The organism is Pseudomonas sp. K8 (genome assembly GCF_014889455.1).
Classification (GTDB): domain Bacteria; phylum Pseudomonadota; class Gammaproteobacteria; order Pseudomonadales; family Pseudomonadaceae; genus Aquipseudomonas; species Aquipseudomonas veronii.
In genome coordinates this window covers 60,004-77,116 of record NZ_VJWO01000031.1, presented here as the reverse complement: position 1 = coordinate 77,116, position 17,113 = coordinate 60,004, and the positions used below count along the sequence as shown (strand labels likewise).

General features: G+C 61.2%; 17 protein-coding genes and 1 pseudogene. 11 read left to right on the top strand and 7 right to left on the bottom strand.

The window, feature by feature from the left end; genetic code table 11:
• A pseudogene (locus INT12_RS20205) lies at positions 1-232 on the bottom strand (IS110 family transposase); the annotation flags it as partial.
• Positions 233-346: 114 nt separating this feature from the next.
• On the bottom strand, positions 347-1,348 hold the full coding sequence (locus INT12_RS20200) for an LLM class flavin-dependent oxidoreductase (protein ID WP_017848988.1): 1,002 nt from the start codon (positions 1,346-1,348) through the stop codon (positions 347-349).
• Between the two features lie 216 nt (positions 1,349-1,564).
• Here INT12_RS20200 and INT12_RS20195 point away from each other — a divergent pair, with 216 nt between their 5' ends.
• Both INT12_RS20195 and INT12_RS20190 read left to right on the top strand, forming a co-directional pair.
• A complete protein-coding gene (locus tag INT12_RS20195) occupies positions 1,565-1,996 on the top strand; it encodes an OsmC family protein (protein ID WP_017848989.1) in 432 nt (143 codons plus the stop codon).
• Positions 1,997-2,138: 142 nt separating this feature from the next.
• On the top strand, positions 2,139-2,378 hold the full coding sequence (locus INT12_RS20190) for a DUF1161 domain-containing protein (protein WP_017848990.1): 240 nt from the start codon (positions 2,139-2,141) through the stop codon (positions 2,376-2,378).
• Here INT12_RS20190 and INT12_RS20185 read toward each other — a convergent pair whose 3' ends face one another.
• Entirely contained in the window at positions 2,379-2,801 is a 423-nt protein-coding gene (locus INT12_RS20185) for a hypothetical protein (protein ID WP_017848991.1), read from the bottom strand.
• A gap of 110 nt (positions 2,802-2,911) precedes the next feature.
• On the opposite strand from INT12_RS20185, the gene INT12_RS20180 reads away from it, so the two are divergent.
• Positions 2,912-3,955 (top strand): aminopeptidase, encoded by a 1,044-nt coding sequence (locus INT12_RS20180; protein WP_026140282.1) that lies wholly within the window; start codon positions 2,912-2,914, stop codon positions 3,953-3,955.
• 86 nt (positions 3,956-4,041) lie between these two features.
• Here INT12_RS20180 and INT12_RS20175 read toward each other — a convergent pair whose 3' ends face one another.
• Together INT12_RS20175 and INT12_RS20170 are read right to left on the bottom strand one after the other, a co-directional pair.
• On the bottom strand, positions 4,042-4,701 hold the full coding sequence (locus INT12_RS20175) for an HAD family hydrolase (RefSeq protein WP_079442550.1): 660 nt from the start codon (positions 4,699-4,701) through the stop codon (positions 4,042-4,044).
• Positions 4,698-5,240, bottom strand: coding sequence for a gamma carbonic anhydrase family protein (locus INT12_RS20170; RefSeq protein ID WP_017848994.1), 543 nt, complete (start codon positions 5,238-5,240; stop codon positions 4,698-4,700). The genes INT12_RS20175 and INT12_RS20170 overlap by 4 nt, the downstream gene beginning before the upstream one ends.
• 102 nt (positions 5,241-5,342) lie before the next feature.
• Between INT12_RS20170 and prlC the strand changes: the two genes are divergently transcribed.
• Positions 5,343-7,394, top strand: a complete 2,052-nt coding sequence (gene prlC, locus INT12_RS20165) for an oligopeptidase A (RefSeq protein WP_017848995.1) — start codon at positions 5,343-5,345, stop codon at positions 7,392-7,394.
• Complete coding sequence (locus INT12_RS20160) at positions 7,391-7,663, top strand: YheV family putative zinc ribbon protein (RefSeq protein ID WP_017848996.1); 273 nt, start codon at positions 7,391-7,393, stop codon at positions 7,661-7,663. The genes prlC and INT12_RS20160 overlap by 4 nt, the downstream gene beginning before the upstream one ends.
• A gap of 7 nt (positions 7,664-7,670) precedes the next feature.
• Here INT12_RS20160 and INT12_RS20155 read toward each other — a convergent pair whose 3' ends face one another.
• The gene (locus tag INT12_RS20155; protein WP_017848997.1) at positions 7,671-8,357 is read right to left on the bottom strand and encodes a tyrosine-protein phosphatase; all 687 of its coding nucleotides are present in this window, start codon (positions 8,355-8,357) and stop codon (positions 7,671-7,673) included.
• Positions 8,358-8,638: 281 nt separating this feature from the next.
• On the opposite strand from INT12_RS20155, the gene INT12_RS20150 reads away from it, so the two are divergent.
• The 6 genes from INT12_RS20150 to INT12_RS20125 all read left to right on the top strand — a co-directional run bounded on the left by INT12_RS20150 (position 8,639) and on the right by INT12_RS20125 (position 16,222).
• A complete protein-coding gene (locus INT12_RS20150) occupies positions 8,639-9,391 on the top strand; it encodes a gluconate 2-dehydrogenase subunit 3 family protein (RefSeq protein ID WP_046381546.1) in 753 nt (250 codons plus the stop codon).
• Between the two features lie 2 nt (positions 9,392-9,393).
• Positions 9,394-11,178 carry a GMC family oxidoreductase gene (locus tag INT12_RS20145; RefSeq protein ID WP_026140283.1) on the top strand — a complete coding sequence of 595 codons (1,785 nt, stop codon included), beginning with the start codon at positions 9,394-9,396 and terminating at the stop codon, positions 11,176-11,178.
• A 12-nt stretch (positions 11,179-11,190) separates the two neighbouring features.
• On the top strand, positions 11,191-12,501 hold the full coding sequence (locus INT12_RS20140; RefSeq protein ID WP_193039650.1) for a c-type cytochrome: 1,311 nt from the start codon (positions 11,191-11,193) through the stop codon (positions 12,499-12,501).
• Positions 12,502-12,571: 70 nt separating this feature from the next.
• Positions 12,572-13,630: a PA0069 family radical SAM protein gene (locus INT12_RS20135; RefSeq protein ID WP_169865945.1), complete on the top strand. Its 1,059-nt coding sequence runs from the start codon at positions 12,572-12,574 to the stop codon at positions 13,628-13,630.
• Positions 13,631-13,857: 227 nt separating this feature from the next.
• On the top strand, positions 13,858-14,589 hold the full coding sequence (locus INT12_RS20130; RefSeq protein ID WP_017849002.1) for a carbonic anhydrase: 732 nt from the start codon (positions 13,858-13,860) through the stop codon (positions 14,587-14,589).
• Between the two features lie 85 nt (positions 14,590-14,674).
• The gene (locus tag INT12_RS20125) at positions 14,675-16,222 is read left to right on the top strand and encodes a SulP family inorganic anion transporter (RefSeq protein ID WP_193039648.1); all 1,548 of its coding nucleotides are present in this window, start codon (positions 14,675-14,677) and stop codon (positions 16,220-16,222) included.
• Positions 16,223-16,291: 69 nt separating this feature from the next.
• Here the strand turns inward: INT12_RS20125 and INT12_RS20120 are convergent, their stop codons facing one another.
• Positions 16,292-16,939 (bottom strand): hypothetical protein, encoded by a 648-nt coding sequence (locus INT12_RS20120; protein WP_017849004.1) that lies wholly within the window; start codon positions 16,937-16,939, stop codon positions 16,292-16,294.
• Positions 16,940-17,113: the final 174 nt, after the last annotated feature.

The window sequence follows — 17,113 nt, the reverse complement described above, 5'->3', positions numbered from 1 at the left end:
GCGGGGAAATCAGCTTGGCCGTGTGTCCCATCGCCATCAGTTGGCGAGCGACAAAATGCGACCCTGCACAGGCCTCCATCACCACGACACAGCTCGGCACATTGCCGAAAAACTGCATCATCTGCGCTCGTGAGCATTTTCTGCGAAACACCTCGCAGCCCGACTTATCCTGGCCGTGCAGGTGGAAAGTATGTTTGCCGAGATCGATACCGATCAGTGCTGATTCGCTCATGATGATGGCCTCCGAAAACAAAACACCCCGTGAAAGCGTAGCCCTCACAGGGTGTTGGGGGTGACCATCTCATTAACCGACGCGCGTGCGTCGGTTTTTTTTCGCCTGCCAGATTTAGCCCTTCATCAACTGCGCGAGCAGCTCGTAGGAATGAATCCGGTCGGCGTGTTCGTACAGGTCGCAGGTAAAGATCAGCTCGTCGGCGCCGGTCTGTTCGACCAGTACTTCCAGTTTGGCGCGGATCTTCGCCGGGCTGCCGACCATCGCCAGGCCGAGGAAGCTGCCCACCGCGTCTTTTTCATGGGGTAGCCACAGGCCGTCCATGCTTTCCACCGGCGGACGCTGCACCAGGCTCTGCCCGCGCATCAGCGCCAGGATGCGTTGGTAGACGGAAGTGGCCAGGTAATCGGCCTGTTCGTCGGTATCCGCCGCGACCAACGGAAGGCCGAGCATTACGTAAGGCTTGTCCAGAACGGCCGAAGGCTTGAAGTGATTGCGGTACACGCGAATCGCCTCATGCATCAAGCGCGGTGCGAAATGCGAGGCAAAGGCGTAGGGCAAGCCGCGTTCCCCCGCCAACTGTGCGCTGAACAGGCTGGACCCGAGCAGCCACACCGGGACGTTGGTGCCGGTGCCGGGAACCGCGATCACCCGCTGGTCGGGCGTGCGCGGGCCGAGGTAGGCCATCAATTCGGCCACGTCTTCGGGGAAGTCGTCGGCGCTGCCGGAGCGCTCACGGCGCAGGGCGCGGGCGGTCATCTGGTCGGAACCGGGCGCACGGCCCAGGCCCAGGTCGATCCTGCCGGGGTACAGGCTTTCCAGGGTGCCGAATTGTTCGGCGATCACCAGCGGTGCATGGTTGGGCAGCATCACGCCGCCGGAGCCGACGCGGATGGTCGAGGTGCCGCCGGCCAGGTAACCGAGCAATACCGAGGTGGCCGAGCTGGCGATGCCGTCCATATTGTGGTGTTCCGCCACCCAGAAGCGGTTGTAGCCAAACTTTTCCACATGCTGGGCCAGGTCCAGGGAATTGCGCAACGACTGCGCGGCGCTGCCGTTGGCCCGCACGGGCACCAGGTCGAGGGTCGAGAACTTCACGTCGGACAGCGATTTCATAAGCCTGCTTCTCCAATAAGGGCGCAGGTTTCTTAGACGAACCAAAACCTGCCGCTTCATGTGCATGTTCTATGCAATGAGGGCATATACCCGAGATTCAATAGGTCGTGCGAAATTTCCTACTTTGTTGCTAGGTTTCTCTTACAAGTGAACTTTGCCAAAGCATCTATCCTCAGAACCCTTACTGACGCAAAACCATCGTTTGAGGAGACTGCTATGAGTATCGTTAAAAAAGCATCCGCGCATTGGGAAGGTGATCTGAAGACAGGCCTGGGTTCCATCTCCACGGAAACCGGCGTGCTGCGCGAAGCGCCCTACGGCTTCAAGGCCCGTTTCGAGGGCGGCAAGGGCACCAACCCTGAAGAGTTGATCGGTGCGGCCCACGCTGGTTGTTTCTCCATGGCGTTTTCCATGATTCTCGGCGACGCCGGGCTCAAGGCTGACAGCATCGACACCCAGGCCGAAGTGACCCTGGACCAGGTCGACGGTGGTTTTGCGATCACCGCTGTACACCTGATCCTCAACGCCAAGATTCCCGGCGCGAGCCAGGCGCAGTTCGATGAGCTGAGCAAAAAAGCCAAGGAAGGGTGCCCGGTGTCCAAGGTGCTGAACGCGAAAATCAGCCTGGACGCCACCCTCGTCGACTGACACAGCCTTAGGTGAGAGGGGGCTTGCTCCCTCCCACATTCAGTTGTGCGTTAAATCAGAACTCGTGTTTCCCCGATGTGGTCCTATAGCCTATGCAGCTATAGGCGCACATTCGTGCGCGTGCATTCAGGGAGCTTCACACATGAAACGTTTTGTCTTGGCGATCATCTGCGGTGTATTGGCCACATCGGCTGTGGCCGCGCCCAAAGACTGCGAAGAACTCAGGAAAGAGATCGAAGTGAAGATCCAGGCCAAGGCGATTCCGTCCTACACCCTGGAAATCGTCAGCAAGGAAGAAGCCGACAAGCACGATGTCGCCATGGTCGTAGGCACGTGTGAGAACGGTACCAAGGCAATCATCTACCAGAAGAACAATGACTGATCAGATGCAGTTCACGCTGCGCTCCTGCGCCAATAACTGACGCGCGGCGTTGTACAGCCGGATATTCGGCGTGTAGGACAACGAGCGCCCCTCCAGGCGATAACGCTGGCCTGCCTCGAAGTGGTCGTACTGCAAGGTCATGAAGCAGGTCCGGTCCTGGGTCTGTGACAACCCGCCAAAGCTGCCGCCGGTCGGCACTTCGAAATCAAACCGCACCATCAACTCGTGACTGCCCGGCGGGACCTGGAAGAAGCGCCCGTCGTTGAGGTTTTTCCCATCCAGACGTTGGGCCATCACCAGCTTGGCCCCCGGTGTCGGGGTGGCGAAATCGACCCAGGCCTGTTGCGCGTCCATCGGCGGGATGGGTGGTAAAGCACAGGCGCTGAGCAACAGGGCGGCGATGGGAAGCACTAGCTGGCGCATGGCGGGCACTCAACACAAGGAGAGCCTTGAGTATAAACGCGCTACGCCATGGAAAAACGCCGGGCAGTCACGATAGGCTGGCGAGCCAATTACCCAGGAGCAGTCGCGGCATGATCAGGCGTTTTCTTCCAGGGTTGTGGTGGGTGCTGCTCAGCGGTTGTTCCAGCGTCGATTACTACGGCCAATTGGCCAGCGGCCAGTGGCAGTTGCTGCAGGCTCGGGAGCCGGTGGCCAAGGTGATTGCCGACCCGGCGCGGCCGCAACAGTTACGTGAGCACTTGGTGCAATCGCAAAAGGCGCGCACGTTCGCCAGCGAGCAGTTGCACCTGCCTGACAATCAGAGTTACCGGCTGTACGCCGATATTGGCCGGCCTTATGTGGTCTGGAATGTTTTTGCCACGCAGGAATTTTCCTTGTCGGCGCAAAATCACTGCTTTCCCATCGCTGGTTGTGTCGCCTATCGCGGTTATTACAGCCAGGGCGCGGCGCGGGGTGAGGCGGCGTTGCTCAAGCAACAAGGCATGGACGTGTCGATTGGCGGCGTCGAGGCCTATTCCACCTTGGGTTGGTTCAATGACCCGATCATGAGTTCGATGCTGGGCTGGGGCGATGAGCGCCTGGCCACGTTGATTTTTCACGAACTGGCGCACCAACGCTTTTACGTGAAGGACGACACCGAGTTCAACGAATCCTTTGCCACCTTCGTCGAGCAGGAAGGCACGCGCCAATGGCGCGCCGCCCGGGGCCTGGCGCCGATCGGCAGCGCGGCGCTGCAGCAGCGTGACCAATTTACCCAGTTGGTCCTCGATACTCGCAAACGTCTGGAAACACTCTACGCCCAGCCGTTGGCGGCCGATGCGATGCGGCGGGCCAAGGCGGCTGAATTCGAGCGTTTGCGCAGCGACTACCGGCGGGTGCGGGACAGTCAGTGGGGCGGCGACAAGCGTTATGACGCCTGGATGAACCTGCCGATGAACAATGCGCGGCTTTTACCGTTCGGGCTGTATGACCAGTGGGTGCCGGCGTTTGCGGCGTTGTTCCGGCAGGAAGGTGGGGATTGGCTGAAGTTCTATGCGGCAGTGGAGCGGATGGGCCAACTGCCGGTGGCGCAGCGTAAGGCGGCGTTGAGGCAGTTGGAAGGTGTTGGCCGGTAGGGCCTCATCGGGAGCAAGCCCCCTCCCACATTTAGCCTGCGTACACGGATCAAAATGTGGGAGGGAGCTTGCTCCCGATAGCGCGCTCAAGGCCGCTGCAAAAACGCCTGATGCATCTGCGCCAACGTCTCGAAATGCCAGGTCGGCGCTTCGGCACTCAGCTCTTCGAAACTGCCGAACCCATACCCGACCGCCGCCGAATCCAGCCCATTGCTGCGCGCCCCGATCAAGTCATGCTTGCGGTCGCCGATCATCAAGGTGGTGGCCGGGTCCAGGCGTTCTTCGCGCATCAAGTGGGCGATCAGCTCGACCTTGTTGGTGCGCGTGCCGTCCAGTTCGCTGCCGTAGATCACCTTGAAGTGCTTGGCAAAATCGAAATGACGGGCGATCTCGCGGGCAAATTCCCACGGCTTGGAGGTGGCCACGTACAGCTGGCGCCCCTGGCTGTTGAGGGCTTCGAGCAGCGGCATCACCCCGTCGAACACGCGGTTTTCATACAAACCGGTGACTTTGAAGCGTTCACGGTAGAAATTCACCGCTTCCCAGGCCTTGGCTTCGTCGAAGTCGTAGAACTGCATGAAGGCTTGCAGCAACGGAGGGCCGATGAAGTGTTCCAGTTGGGTGATGTCCGGCTCGTCGATACCGAGTTTGCCCAGGGCGTACTGGATCGAACGGGTAATGCCCTCGCGCGGGTCGGTCAGGGTGCCGTCTAGGTCGAACAGTACGGTTTGATGGTGCAGAGTCATTGATCGAATCCCTCGGCCAGGTGCAGGTCCTTGAGCTTCACGTAGTTCGCGGCGCTGTAGGTGAAAAACGCGCGTTCCTTGTCAGTCAGTTCGCGGATCTGTTTAACCGGACTGCCGACATACAAGAAGCCGCTTTCAAGTCTCTTGCCCGGCGGCACCAGGCTGCCGGCACCGATGATTACGTCGTCTTCGACCACGGCGCCGTCCATCACGATGCTGCCCATGCCGATCAGGATGCGATTGCCGACGGTGCAGCCGTGCAGCATGACTTTGTGGGCGATGGTCACGTCGTCGCCGATCAGCAGCGCAAAACCATCGGGATTGAACGGCCCGGCGTGGGTAATGTGCAGCACGCAGCCGTCCTGCACGCTGGTGCGCGCGCCGATGCGGATGCGGTGCATGTCGCCGCGGATCACCGTCAGCGGCCAAACCGAGCTGTCGTCGCCGATTTCGACATCGCCGATCACCACCGCCGAAATATCGACAAAAGCCCCGGCGCCCAGGGTTGGCGTGTGGTTCTGATAGGTGCGAAGGGTCACGATAGCCTCTCTCTCTTCTGCTGATAGCTGCGGTGGACGTTGATTGTAATTAAGATGGCCCCATCTTTGTTCTTACATGTTTCTTCAGCCAAGGTGCCAACCGTGAGCGCGAACAACCCTCTTCTGCAGCCCTATGACCTGCCGCCGTTCTCGGCGATCCGTGCCGAGCACGTTCAGCCGGCCATCGAACAGATCCTCGCCGACAACCGGCTTGCCATCGAAGGCATCCTGCAAAGCCAGGGGAAAAATCCGACGTGGGCCGGCCTGGTCCTCGCCATGGATGAGCTGAATGATCGCCTGGGTGCCGCCTGGAGCCCGGTCAGCCACCTCAATGCCGTGTGCAACAGCGCCGAACTGCGCGAAGCCTACGAGGCATGCCTGCCGGCGTTGAGCGCCTATTCCACCGAGATGGGCCAGAACCGCGAACTGTTCCAGGCCTTCGAAGCCCTGGCCAGCAGCCCGGAAGCCGGCGGTTTCGACGTGGCGCAAAAAACCATCCTGGAACACTCGCTGCGCGATTTCCGCCTGTCGGGTATCGACCTGCCGCCCGAACAGCAAAAACGCTACGCCGAAGTGCAAAGCAAGCTCTCCGAACTGGGCAGCAAGTTCTCCAACCAGTTGCTGGACGCGACCCAGGCCTGGACCAAACACGTCACCGATGAGGCCACCCTCGCCGGCCTGACCGACTCGGCCAAGGCGCAAATGGCCGCCGCAGCCCAGGCCAAAGGCCTCGACGGTTGGCTGATCACCCTGGAATTCCCCAGCTACTACGCGGTGATGACCTACGCCCAGGACCGCGCCCTGCGCGAAGAAATCTACGCAGCCTATTGCACCCGAGCGTCGGACCAAGGCCCGAATGCCGGTCAGAACGATAACGGCCCGGTCATGGAACAGATCCTCGACCTGCGTCAGGAACTCGCCCAACTGCTGGGCTATGCGTCCTTCTCGGAATTGAGCCTGGCCACGAAAATGGCCGACTCCAGCGACCAGGTGCTGAGCTTCCTGCGCGACCTGGCCAAGCGCAGCAAGCCGTTTGCCGCCCAGGACCTGCAACAGCTCAAAGCCTACGCCGCCGAACAAGGCTGCGCCGACCTGCAAAGCTGGGACAGCGGTTTCTACGGTGAAAAACTGCGTGAGCAGCGCTACAGCGTGTCCCAGGAAGCCCTGCGCGCCTACTTCCCGATCGACAAGGTGCTTGGCGGCCTGTTCGCCATCGTGCAGCGCCTGTATGGCATCGAGATCGCCGAGCAGAAGGGCTTCGACACCTGGCACCCAGACGTGCGCCTGTTCGAAATCAAGGAAAACGGCCAGCACGTCGGCCGCTTCTTCTTCGACCTGTACGCCCGTGCCAACAAGCGTGGCGGCGCCTGGATGGATGGCGCTCGCGACCGTCGCCGCACCATCGACGGCGTGCTGCAAAGCCCGGTGGCCAACCTGGTGTGCAACTTCACCCCGGCCGACAGCGGCAAGCCTGCCCTGCTGACCCACGACGAAGTGACGACGCTGTTCCACGAATTCGGCCACGGCCTGCATCACCTGCTGACCCGTGTCGAGCATGCCGGCGTGTCCGGCATCAACGGCGTGGCCTGGGATGCGGTGGAATTGCCGAGCCAGTTCATGGAGAACTGGTGCTGGGAGCCGGAAGGCCTGGCACTGATCTCCGGCCATTATGAAACCGGCGAGCCGCTGCCCCAGGACCTGCTGGAAAAAATGCTCGCGGCGAAGAACTTCCAGTCCGGCCTGATGATGGTGCGCCAGTTGGAGTTCTCGCTGTTCGACTTTGAATTGCATGCCACCCATGGCGATGGCCGCAGTGTGGCGCAGGTACTTGAAAGCGTGCGCGACGAGGTGTCGGTGATGCGTCCGCCGGCCTATAACCGCTTCCCCAACAGCTTTGCGCATGTCTTTGCCGGTGGTTACGCTGCGGGTTACTACAGCTACAAGTGGGCTGAAGTGCTGTCGGCCGATGCGTTCTCCAAGTTCGAAGAAGACGGCGTGCTCAACGCCGAAACCGGACGTGCTTTCCGCGAGGCGATCCTGGCCCGTGGCGGTTCCCAGGCGCCGATGGTGTTGTTTGTCGATTTCCGCGGGCGTGCGCCGTCGATTGACGCACTCTTGCGCCACAGTGGCCTGAGTGAGGACGCAGCAGCATGAGTGAAGTACCTGTGAGTACCAAAAAGCAATTTATCGCCGGGGCCGTCTGCCCGGCGTGCAGCGAGCCGGACAAGTTGAAGATGTGGACCGAGGACAACGTGCCGCATCGCGAGTGCGTGGCCTGCGGCTATACCGACACGCTGAATGATCAGGGCTTGTCGGTGCCCAAGGAATTGGGCACGCGGGTCAACACCTCGGCGCTCAAAGCGCCGGACCCGACGGTGCAGTCGGTGCAATTTTTTCCTAATCCCAAGCTGAAGAAAGACTGAGACCCTGTCAGGGGGTTGTCAGCGTCAGCGTGCTTTTCAGAGGTTCGACATGGCTGTTGCCGGCTGTGTTGAACCAGCTTTTCACCGAGCACAGGGCAAACGCGCTGGTGCTGCAATCGCCATTGGCCAAGGCTGTGCGCAACTTGTCGATATCGGCCTTCATCATGTAGCGAACGCCGTCCTTGAAGCCCTTGCTGCTGCCGAAGCCGCCCAAGGTCATTTCGTTCAACGCCTCTTCCTTGCTCCAGCCCTGAACCACCACGCGATACATCGCCGCCATCAGGCCGGTGCGGTCTGAGCCATGCTTGCAGTGCATCAGCACTGCACCGTTGGCTTCGGAGTCGCGGATCGCCCTCAGTGCAGCCAGCACGTCAGCGTCATCGACATGATTTGTGCGATAAATCAGCTGGATCTGTCGGATATCAGAATTTTTTAGCCAGCTGTCGTCGGACTCCGGCAGAAAGTTGATCACCGTGCCGACCTTGAGTTTTTCCAGCAGGGGCACGGCATTGCTGTCCGGCAGCGCGCTGCGGTAGAGGGTGGGCGTCATCTGGTGCAGGTTGTATTGATTGCCGACCGGCTGCGCCCATTCGGGGGAACGCAGGGATGTGCTGTCGTCCGCCCAGGTGTGAGCGCTGGTGAACAGTGCCAGGAACGCAAGGCCGAGGGCCGGTAGCCATTGATGATTGAACATGGGCGACGTAACCGATAGGGGGTTGGCGGGTGATGCCAAGAGTCGGCCAGGCGCGGTCAATGGGGTGTGAGGGGCGCGTCAAAGAAATGTGAATCACCGTCGATGGTGCAGTTTTGACGCTGAATCGATTCTCTTTATACTTAGCCTGCTATCATTTGTAACTATTGATTGCCGCTACGTTCTATCTGCTTGGATCGGTGGGGTCCACCTTGCTGCTGCCAAACCACAAGCTGCTCCTAGAAGCGGCTGATAAACCCGTGACCACATGATGAGGTACACCCATGTCTGATCAAGATCAAGACAACCCCCGGCGTGACTTTTTGCGCAAATCCTTGACCTTGATCCCGGTGGTCACGGTTGCCAGCACCGGCCTTGGCGGTTCGATGCTGATGGCCGCGCCCGCACCGGCCCAAGCCAGCCCCGCTCCGCCGCCGGTCAGCGACAAGGCGTATGAGCCGAGCTATTTCAGCGCCGAAGAATGGGCATTCATCAACGCCGCCGTGGCGCGCCTGATCCCCGCCGATGCCCAAGGCCCTGGCGCCCTGGAAGCCGGTGCGGCGGAATACATCGACCGCCAGATGAACACGCCCTACGCCAGTGGCGCGCTGTGGTTCATGCAAGGTCCGTTCAACGCCGACGCCGCGCCGGAAATGGGCTGGCAGAGCAAGTTGGTACCCAAGGTCATCTATCGCCTGGGCATTGCCGCGACGGATGCCTGGTCGAAAGCGTTCAACGGCAAGGCTTTTGCTGCGCAAGACAGCGCTACCCAGGATGACATGCTGCGCCGCCTGGAGGCTGGCGGTAGTGAGGTGAGTGCCCATTTCGACGCGGTGCCGCCGAAGATGTTCTTCAATTTGCTGCTGCAAAACACCAAGGAAGGCTTCTTCTGCGATCCGATCCACGGCGGCAATAAAGGTCTGGTCGGCTGGACCATGATCGGCTTCCCCGGCGCCCGCGCCGACTTCATGGATTGGGTGGAGCGCAACGAGCAATACCCCTTCCCGGCGGTTTCCATTCGCGGCGAGAGGGCATAAACGTGGCGACCATCATGAAAAAAGTGGATGCGGTGATCGTCGGCTTCGGCTGGACTGGCGCGATCATGGCCAAGGAACTGACGGAAGCGGGCCTCAACGTGGTAGCGCTAGAGCGCGGCCCGATGCAGGACACTTACCCGGACGGCAACTATCCCCAGGTCATCGACGAATTGACCTACAGCGTGCGTAAAAAACTCTTCCAGGACATCTCCAAGGAGACGGTGACGATTCGCCATAGCGTGAATGACGTCGCCCTGCCCAACCGTCAGCTCGGCGCCTTTTTGCCGGGCAACGGCGTCGGCGGTGCGGGGCTGCACTGGTCGGGTGTGCATTTTCGCGTCGACCCTATCGAGTTGCGCATGCGCAGCCACTACGAAGAGCGCTACGGCAAACATTTCATTCCCAAGGACATGACTATCCAGGACTTCGGCGTCAGCTATGAAGAGCTGGAGCCGTTTTTCGACTACGCCGAAAAAGTCTTCGGCACCTCCGGCCAGGCCTGGACCGTCAACGGTCAGTTGGTCGGCGAAGGCCGTGGCGGCAACCCGTATGCGCCGGATCGTTCCAACCCGTTCCCGTTGGAGGCGCAGAAGAACACGGTGTCGGCGCAGCTGTTTCAGAAAGCAGCCACGGCAGTCGGTTACAAACCCTACAACCTGCCATCAGCCAATACCTCGGGGCCATACACCAACCCCTATGGCGCGCAGATGGGCCCGTGCAACTTCTGCGGTTTTTGCAGTGGCTACGTGTGCTACATGTACTCCAAGGCGTCGCCGAACGTGAACATCCTGCCAGCGTTGCGCCAGGTGCCGAACTTCGAGCTGCGGCCGAATTCCCACGTACTCAAGGTCAACCTCGACAGCACCAAGAGCAAGGCGACCGGCGTGACCTATATCGACGCCCAGGGGCGGGAATGCGAGCAGCCGGCCGATTTGGTGATTCTCGGCGCGTTCCAGTTCCATAACGTGCGCTTGATGCTGCTGTCGGGGATCGGCAAGCCCTACGACCCGATCAGCGGCGAAGGCGTGGTAGGCAAGAACTTCGCCTACCAGAACATGGCGACCATCAAGGCCTTCTTCGACAAGGACACCCACACCAACAACTTTATCGGTGCTGGCGGCAATGGCGTGGCCATCGATGACTTCAACGCCGACAACTTCGACCACGGGCCCCATGGCTTCGTCGGGGGCTCGCCGATGTGGGTCAACCAAGCCGGCAGTCGGCCGATCGCCGGCACCTCCAACCCACCCGGTACTCCGGCGTGGGGCAGCGCCTGGAAGCGTGCCACCGCTGATTACTACACCCATCAGGTGTCGATGGATGCCCACGGCGCGCATCAATCCTACCGCGGTAACTACCTCGATCTGGACCCGGTGTACCACGATGCCTACGGCCTGCCGCTGCTGCGCATGACCTTCGACTGGCAGGAAAACGACATCAAGATGAACCGCTTCATGGTCGAGAAAATGGGCAAGATCGCCGAAGCGATGAACCCCAAGGCCATTGCCGTGCTGGGCAAGAAGGTCGGTGAGCATTTCAATACCGCGTCCTATCAGACCACCCACCTCAACGGCGGCGCGATCATGGGCACCGACCCGAAAACCAGTGCGTTGAACCGCTACCTGCAGTGCTGGGATGTACACAACGTGTTTGTCCCCGGCGCGTCCGCTTTCCCACAAGGTCTAGGTTACAACCCTACCGGCCTGGTGGCGGCGTTGACCTACTGGTCGGCGCGAGCGATTCGCGAGCAGTACCTGAAAAATCCCGGCCCACTGGTTCAGGCATAAGGAACGATGACCATGAAAGCACGTGTTATCGCCTCCTTTGCGGCTTCCCTGGCGTTGCTCGGCAACTGCTCGGTGAGCGCCGCCGACACCGACCTGATCAAGCAAGGCGAATACCTGGCCCGCGCCGGCGACTGCGTCGCCTGCCACACTGCCAAGGGCGGCAAGCCGTTCGCCGGCGGCCTGCCGATGGAGACCCCCATCGGCGTGATCTATTCCACCAACATCACCCCGGACAAGACCGGCCTGGGCGCCTACAGCTTCGCGGACTTCGACAAGGCCGTGCGCCATGGCGTCGCCAAGAGCGGCAGTACGCTTTACCCAGCGATGCCCTATCCGTCTTACGCCCGCGTCAGTGAAAGCGACATGCAGGCGCTGTATGCGTACTTCATGAAGGGCGTGGAACCGGTCGCCCAGGAAAACCGGGCCAGTGACATTCCCTGGCCCTTGAGCATGCGTTCGCCGTTGGCGGCGTGGCGCTGGATGTTTGCCCCGCCCGTGGCGGATACCCCGGAAGTGGCGGGCGCCGATCCAGTGATCAGCCGTGGCGCTTACTTGGTCGAGGGCCTCGGCCACTGTGGCGCGTGCCATACGCCGCGGGCGCTGACCATGCAGGAAAAAGCCTTGAGTGCGGCCGACGGCAGCGCTTTTTTGTCCGGCAGTGCGCCGCTGGAAGGTTGGATCGCGAAAAGCCTGCGTGGCGACCACAAGGACGGCCTCGGCAGTTGGAGCGAAGAGCAACTGGTGCAATTCCTCAAGACCGGCCGCAGTGATCGCAGCGCGGTGTTCGGCGGCATGAGCGATGTGGTCGTCCACAGCATGCAGTACATGTCCCAGGACGACCTGACCGCGATCGCCCGCTACCTCAAGAGCCTGCCGGCGGTGGACCCTCAAAACCCGCCGCACCAGTATGACAAGCAGGTGGCCGAAGCGCTGTGGAAAGGCGATGACAGCCGGCCGGGCGCGTCGGTGTATATCGACAACTGCGCCGCCTGCCATCGCACCGACGGTCATGGCTACACGCGGGTGTTCCCGGCGCTGGCGGGCAACCCAGTGGTGCAGACGGCGGATGCCACGTCGCTGATCAACATCGTGTTGAACGGCGGCACATTGCCGGCCACCCACACTGCGCCTTCCACCTTCACCATGCCGGCGTTTGCCTGGCGTCTGTCGGACCAGGAAGTGGCGGATGTCGTCAGCTTCGTGCGCGGTAGTTGGGGTAACAAAGGTGTTGCGGTGAAGGCCAGTGACGTGGCCGACCTGCGCAAGAACGACATGCACACGACGTCAGGCGACGACCTGGGGCAAGTCACGCAACCGCACTGACCGCCAAACGGCACTGGTCATCCAGCTTGCGCCCCTATACTGTATATAAAAACAGTATAGGGGCGTTTTCATGTCTGCACCTCTGCCGCCCCGTGGCCGGGGCACGGCGACCAACCTGCACAATCGTTTCGCGCCCACCGTCAGCGTGGCCGAGGACGACGGCTGGTACCAGGAGGTGCCGCCGACCCAGGGCACCGAAGTGCGTATCGAAACGGCCAAGACCATCATCACGCGCAACAACTCGCCGGACTTGCCGTTCGATCGCTCGATCAATCCTTATCGCGGGTGTGAGCATGGCTGCATCTACTGCTATGCGCGGCCCAGCCATGCCTATTGGGACCTGTCGCCGGGGCTGGATTTCGAAACCAAGCTGATCGCCAAGACCAACGCCGCCGACGTGCTCGAACAGCAGCTGTCCAAGCCCGGCTACGTGTGTGCGCCGATCAACCTGGGTTCCAACACCGATCCGTACCAGCCGATCGAGCGCGAGTACAAGATCACCCGGCAAACCCTCGAAGTGCTGCTGCGCTATCGGCACCCGGTGACCATCATCACCAAGGGCTCGCTGATCCTGCGCGATCTCGACCTGCTCACCGAACTGGCGCGCCAGCGGCTGGTGGCGGTGATGATCAGCCTCACCAGCCTCGACGACGAACTCAAGCGCATCCTGGAGCCGCGCACGGCGGCGCCCAAGGCGCGGTTGCGGGCGATCCGGGTGATGCGCGAGGCCGGTATCCCGGTGGGGGTGCTGTGTTCGCCGATGATCCCGATGATCAACGACAGCGAGCTGGAGAGCCTGCTCACCGAAGCCCATGCAGCCGGTGCACAAAGTGCCGCGTATATGATGCTGCGCCTGCCGCTGGAGGTGGCGCCGCTGTTCGAGGAGTGGCTGGCGGCGCATTACCCGCAGCGCGCCGCCCATGTGATGAGCCTGGTACGCCAGGTGCGGGGCGGGGGCGTGTATGACAGTCGCTTCGGCGTGCGTATGCGCGGAGAGGGGCCGTTTGCCGACCTGCTGGCGCAGCGCTTCAGCAAGGCAATCAAGCGCCTTGGGCTCGACCGTCGGGAAGGCTTCAATCTGGATTGCACGGCGTTCTGCCCACCGGGCAGGCAGATGGCGTTGTTGTAGACTATTGGGCAAACACGCACCGTGATCGTAGAGGTGGTCGCGTTTTGACATCACTGAAACCCGCGATCTAGAGCGGTTGATTCAGTTTGAGTTAAGTTTCGACGGCTACTTTGTTCAGCGAGTGACTGACGAGTTGGCACCCGGCTTTGCGGCGTTCTAAAACTATTCCATCGGCCCGGCGTCGAATTGACCTGAACCCTCCCCTGCATTAATCAAGAGGATGAATCATGAGTGACAAGGATAAACAGCCGTTGGCTGCGTCGGCTTCAGCCGCTCAAGTGGCGGAGTCCGCCGATGCAGCGCTAAAGCACATCGTTGACGGCTTTTTGCATTTCCATCACGACGTCTTCCCTCAGCAAGAAGAACTCTTCAAGAAACTCGCCACGGCCCAGAACCCTCGGGCGATGTTCATCACCTGCGCCGACTCGCGCATCGTGCCCGAGCTGATTACCCAGAGCTCGCCCGGCGACCTGTTCGTGACCCGTAACGTCGGCAACGTGGTGCCCCCCTACGGGCAGATGAACGGCGGCGTTTCCACGGCCATCGAATATGCGGTCCTTGCCCTGGGCGTGCAGCACATCATCGTGTGCGGGCACTCCGACTGCGGCGCGATGCGCGCGGTGCTCAACCCTGCGAGCCTGGAGAAGATGCCGACAGTCAAGGCCTGGCTGCGGCACGCCGAAGTCGCCAAGACCATGGTTCACGACAACTGCGACTGCGCCAATGAAGGCGAGAGCATGAAGATGCTGACCGAAGAAAACGTCATCGCCCAGTTGCAGCATTTGCGCACCCACCCGTCCGTGGCTTCGCGCATGGCCAATGGTCATTTGTTTATCCATGGCTGGATCTACAACATCGAGACCAGTGAAATCCGCGCCTACGATGCGGAAAAGGCGGCGTTTCGACCGCTGAACGGCACCGAACCAATCCCCTCCGCGACGCCTAAAGCGCGCTTCTAACACACTTCCCTGCCGGGTAGAGCGGTGGCTGCCATGGATGCAGCCAGGCTTTGCCGCGCCCGGCGAATGCCTCGGGAGAGTCATCATGCGTGCTGCTCAATTAAAAGCTGTGTTGCCTCGGGAGCTGCTGGCCTCCGTGGTAGTGTTTCTGGTCGCCCTGCCCTTGTGCATGGGGATCGCGATCGCTTCCGGCATGCCGCCGGCCAAGGGCCTGATCACCGGCATCATCGGGGGCCTGGTGGTGGGCTGGATGGCGGGGTCGCCGTTGCAAGTCAGCGGGCCGGCGGCGGGGTTGGCGGTGTTGGTGTTCGAACTGGTGCGCCAGCACGGCATGCCGATGCTCGGGCCGATCCTGCTGCTGGCCGGCTTGCTGCAACTGCTGGCCGGGCGTTTGCACCTGGGCTGCTGGTTCCGTGTCACGGCGCCGGCGGTGGTCTACGGCATGTTGGCGGGGATCGGCGTGCTGATTGTGCTGTCGCAGGTCCATGTGATGCTCGACGGTGCGCCCCAGCCATCAGGGCTGGATAACCTGGCGGGCTTCCCGGCCGCGTTGGCAGCGGCGGTGCCTACCCTGGGCGGCGGCCTTGGCTGGCAGGCCGGTTTGCTGGGGCTGTCGACCATGTTGGTGATGTACCTGTGGGATAAGTTCCGCCCGCAACCGCTGCGGTTTGTGCCGGGCGCCTTGTTGGGTGTGGGCCTGGCAACGCTGGCCAGCCTGGTACTGGCGTTGCAGGTCAAGCGCGTGGAGGTGCCGGAAAACCTCGCCGACGCCATCGATTGGCTGCGCCCCAGCGACTTGCTGAACCTGGCCGATCCCCAATTGTTGATCGCCGCGTTCGCCGTGGCGTTTATAGCCAGTGCCGAAACCCTGCTTTCGGCCGCCGCGGTCGACCGCATGCACAGTGGTCAGCGTTCTGACTTCGATAAGGAATTGTCCGCGCAAGGCGTGGGCAACATGCTCTGCGGCCTGGTCGGCGCCTTGCCGATGACGGGTGTGATCGTGCGCAGCTCGGCCAACGTGCAGGCCGGCGCCACCACGCGCTTGTCGGCGATGTTCCATGGCGTGTGGCTGCTGGGGTTCGTGCTGTTGCTGTCGAGCGTGCTGCAAAGCATTCCGGTGGCGAGCCTGGCGGGCGTGCTGGTGTACACCGGGATCAAGTTGGTGGACGTCAAGGCGTTCCGCGCGTTGGGCCGCTACGGGCGGATGCCGATGTTTACCTATGCGGCCACGGCGCTGGCGATCGTCTTTACCGACCTGCTGACCGGCGTGCTGGTGGGCTTCGGGCTGACGTTGCTGAAACTGGCGTTCAAGGCTTCGCGCCTGAAAATCAGCCTGATCGATTTGCCCGGCCACGGTGAAATGGAATTGCGTTTGAGCGGCGCGGCGACTTTTCTGAAAGTGCCGGCATTAACCCGTGTGCTGTCGACGGTGCCGGCGGGAAACACCCTGCATGTACCGCTGAACAACCTCAGTTACATCGACCATTCTTGCCTGGAGTTGCTGGAGGAGTGGGGTCGGGCCAATGCGGCCAAGGGCGCGAAGCTGGTGATCGAGGCGCGGGGGTTGAAGCGTCGCTTGGAAGGTCGGGTGCGGACCACGACGAGGATCGGTTCGGCGCCGTTTACCAACTGACGGAACCGGATCAAAAATGCGGGAGGGGGCTTGCCCTCTCCCGCATGTGTTTAGCGTCAGGTCGAAGATTCAGGCCTGCTGATCCAGTTCCAACTCAATGCCCAACTTGCGCGACAGGCACGGCCAGCGCTTCCACGCTGCTTCGGTTGCCAGGCTTTTGAGCTGCTCGCGGTAGGCCTCGACCGATTCCAGCGCAAAGCTGTCTTCGCTGAGCATTTCATCTACCGCATGGTGTACGGCTTCGTCCAACTGGTTGGCAAAGGTTTCACCGATCAGTTGATGGGCAATCAGATTGGCCACGGTGGTGTCCGCTGGAATCAACGGTTGGCCGAAATGCTTGATATACAGGTCATTGACCTCTTCGACCAGGCGATGGGCCAGGTAGGCCTCGTCCAGCAGGCCGTCGAGACCGATATGGCCCGCCAGAATCGCTGGCGGTTGCAGGAAAAACTGCTCGGCAATCTTCAGTACCGGCTTGACCTGGCTTTCGATACCGGCCTCGCGGGCTACGTCGTTGGCGGCGTCCAGCAGGTCCGGGACGAGGTCGACGTAGGCAGTGACAAAGCGTGTCATGACGAGGTTACGATCGCCCTCCGCCAGGGTAATGGCCGAATGCAGGTGCGGTAATTGTTTCTCGAGTTGCTGGGCCAGTTGGCCGGTGCTGGCTTCGTGTTGATGGGCACGGGAAATCTGCTCGCGCAATGCGGCGGTGTTCATGAAAGCTCCAGTGAAGCAGGCGTAGGAAAAGGGAAAGGACAAGGTAGTTCGTTTATACAAGCGTCTAAGACGCATTTGTCATAATTATTTCATGGTTATGCGCCGCTGTTATATCGAATTGCCATCGTTCGTCGGATAAACGATTCCGCCCCCGGTCTTATGGGCCCCGTCCGT

Coding starts and splice junctions, on each gene's coding strand:
- INT12_RS20200 (WP_017848988.1), bottom strand. CDS start 1,348: ATGAAATCGCTGTCCGACGTGAAGTTCTCGACCCTCGACCTGGTGCCC.
- INT12_RS20195 (WP_017848989.1), top strand. CDS start 1,565: ATGAGTATCGTTAAAAAAGCATCCGCGCATTGGGAAGGTGATCTGAAG.
- INT12_RS20190 (WP_017848990.1), top strand. CDS start 2,139: ATGAAACGTTTTGTCTTGGCGATCATCTGCGGTGTATTGGCCACATCG.
- INT12_RS20185 (WP_017848991.1), bottom strand. CDS start 2,801: ATGCGCCAGCTAGTGCTTCCCATCGCCGCCCTGTTGCTCAGCGCCTGT.
- INT12_RS20180 (WP_026140282.1), top strand. CDS start 2,912: ATGATCAGGCGTTTTCTTCCAGGGTTGTGGTGGGTGCTGCTCAGCGGT.
- INT12_RS20175 (WP_079442550.1), bottom strand. CDS start 4,701: ATGACTCTGCACCATCAAACCGTACTGTTCGACCTAGACGGCACCCTG.
- INT12_RS20160 (WP_017848996.1), top strand. CDS start 7,391: ATGAGTGAAGTACCTGTGAGTACCAAAAAGCAATTTATCGCCGGGGCC.
- INT12_RS20155 (WP_017848997.1), bottom strand. CDS start 8,357: ATGTTCAATCATCAATGGCTACCGGCCCTCGGCCTTGCGTTCCTGGCA.
- INT12_RS20150 (WP_046381546.1), top strand. CDS start 8,639: ATGTCTGATCAAGATCAAGACAACCCCCGGCGTGACTTTTTGCGCAAA.
- INT12_RS20140 (WP_193039650.1), top strand. CDS start 11,191: ATGAAAGCACGTGTTATCGCCTCCTTTGCGGCTTCCCTGGCGTTGCTC.
- INT12_RS20135 (WP_169865945.1), top strand. CDS start 12,572: ATGTCTGCACCTCTGCCGCCCCGTGGCCGGGGCACGGCGACCAACCTG.
- INT12_RS20130 (WP_017849002.1), top strand. CDS start 13,858: ATGAGTGACAAGGATAAACAGCCGTTGGCTGCGTCGGCTTCAGCCGCT.
- INT12_RS20125 (WP_193039648.1), top strand. CDS start 14,675: ATGCGTGCTGCTCAATTAAAAGCTGTGTTGCCTCGGGAGCTGCTGGCC.
- INT12_RS20120 (WP_017849004.1), bottom strand. CDS start 16,939: ATGAACACCGCCGCATTGCGCGAGCAGATTTCCCGTGCCCATCAACAC.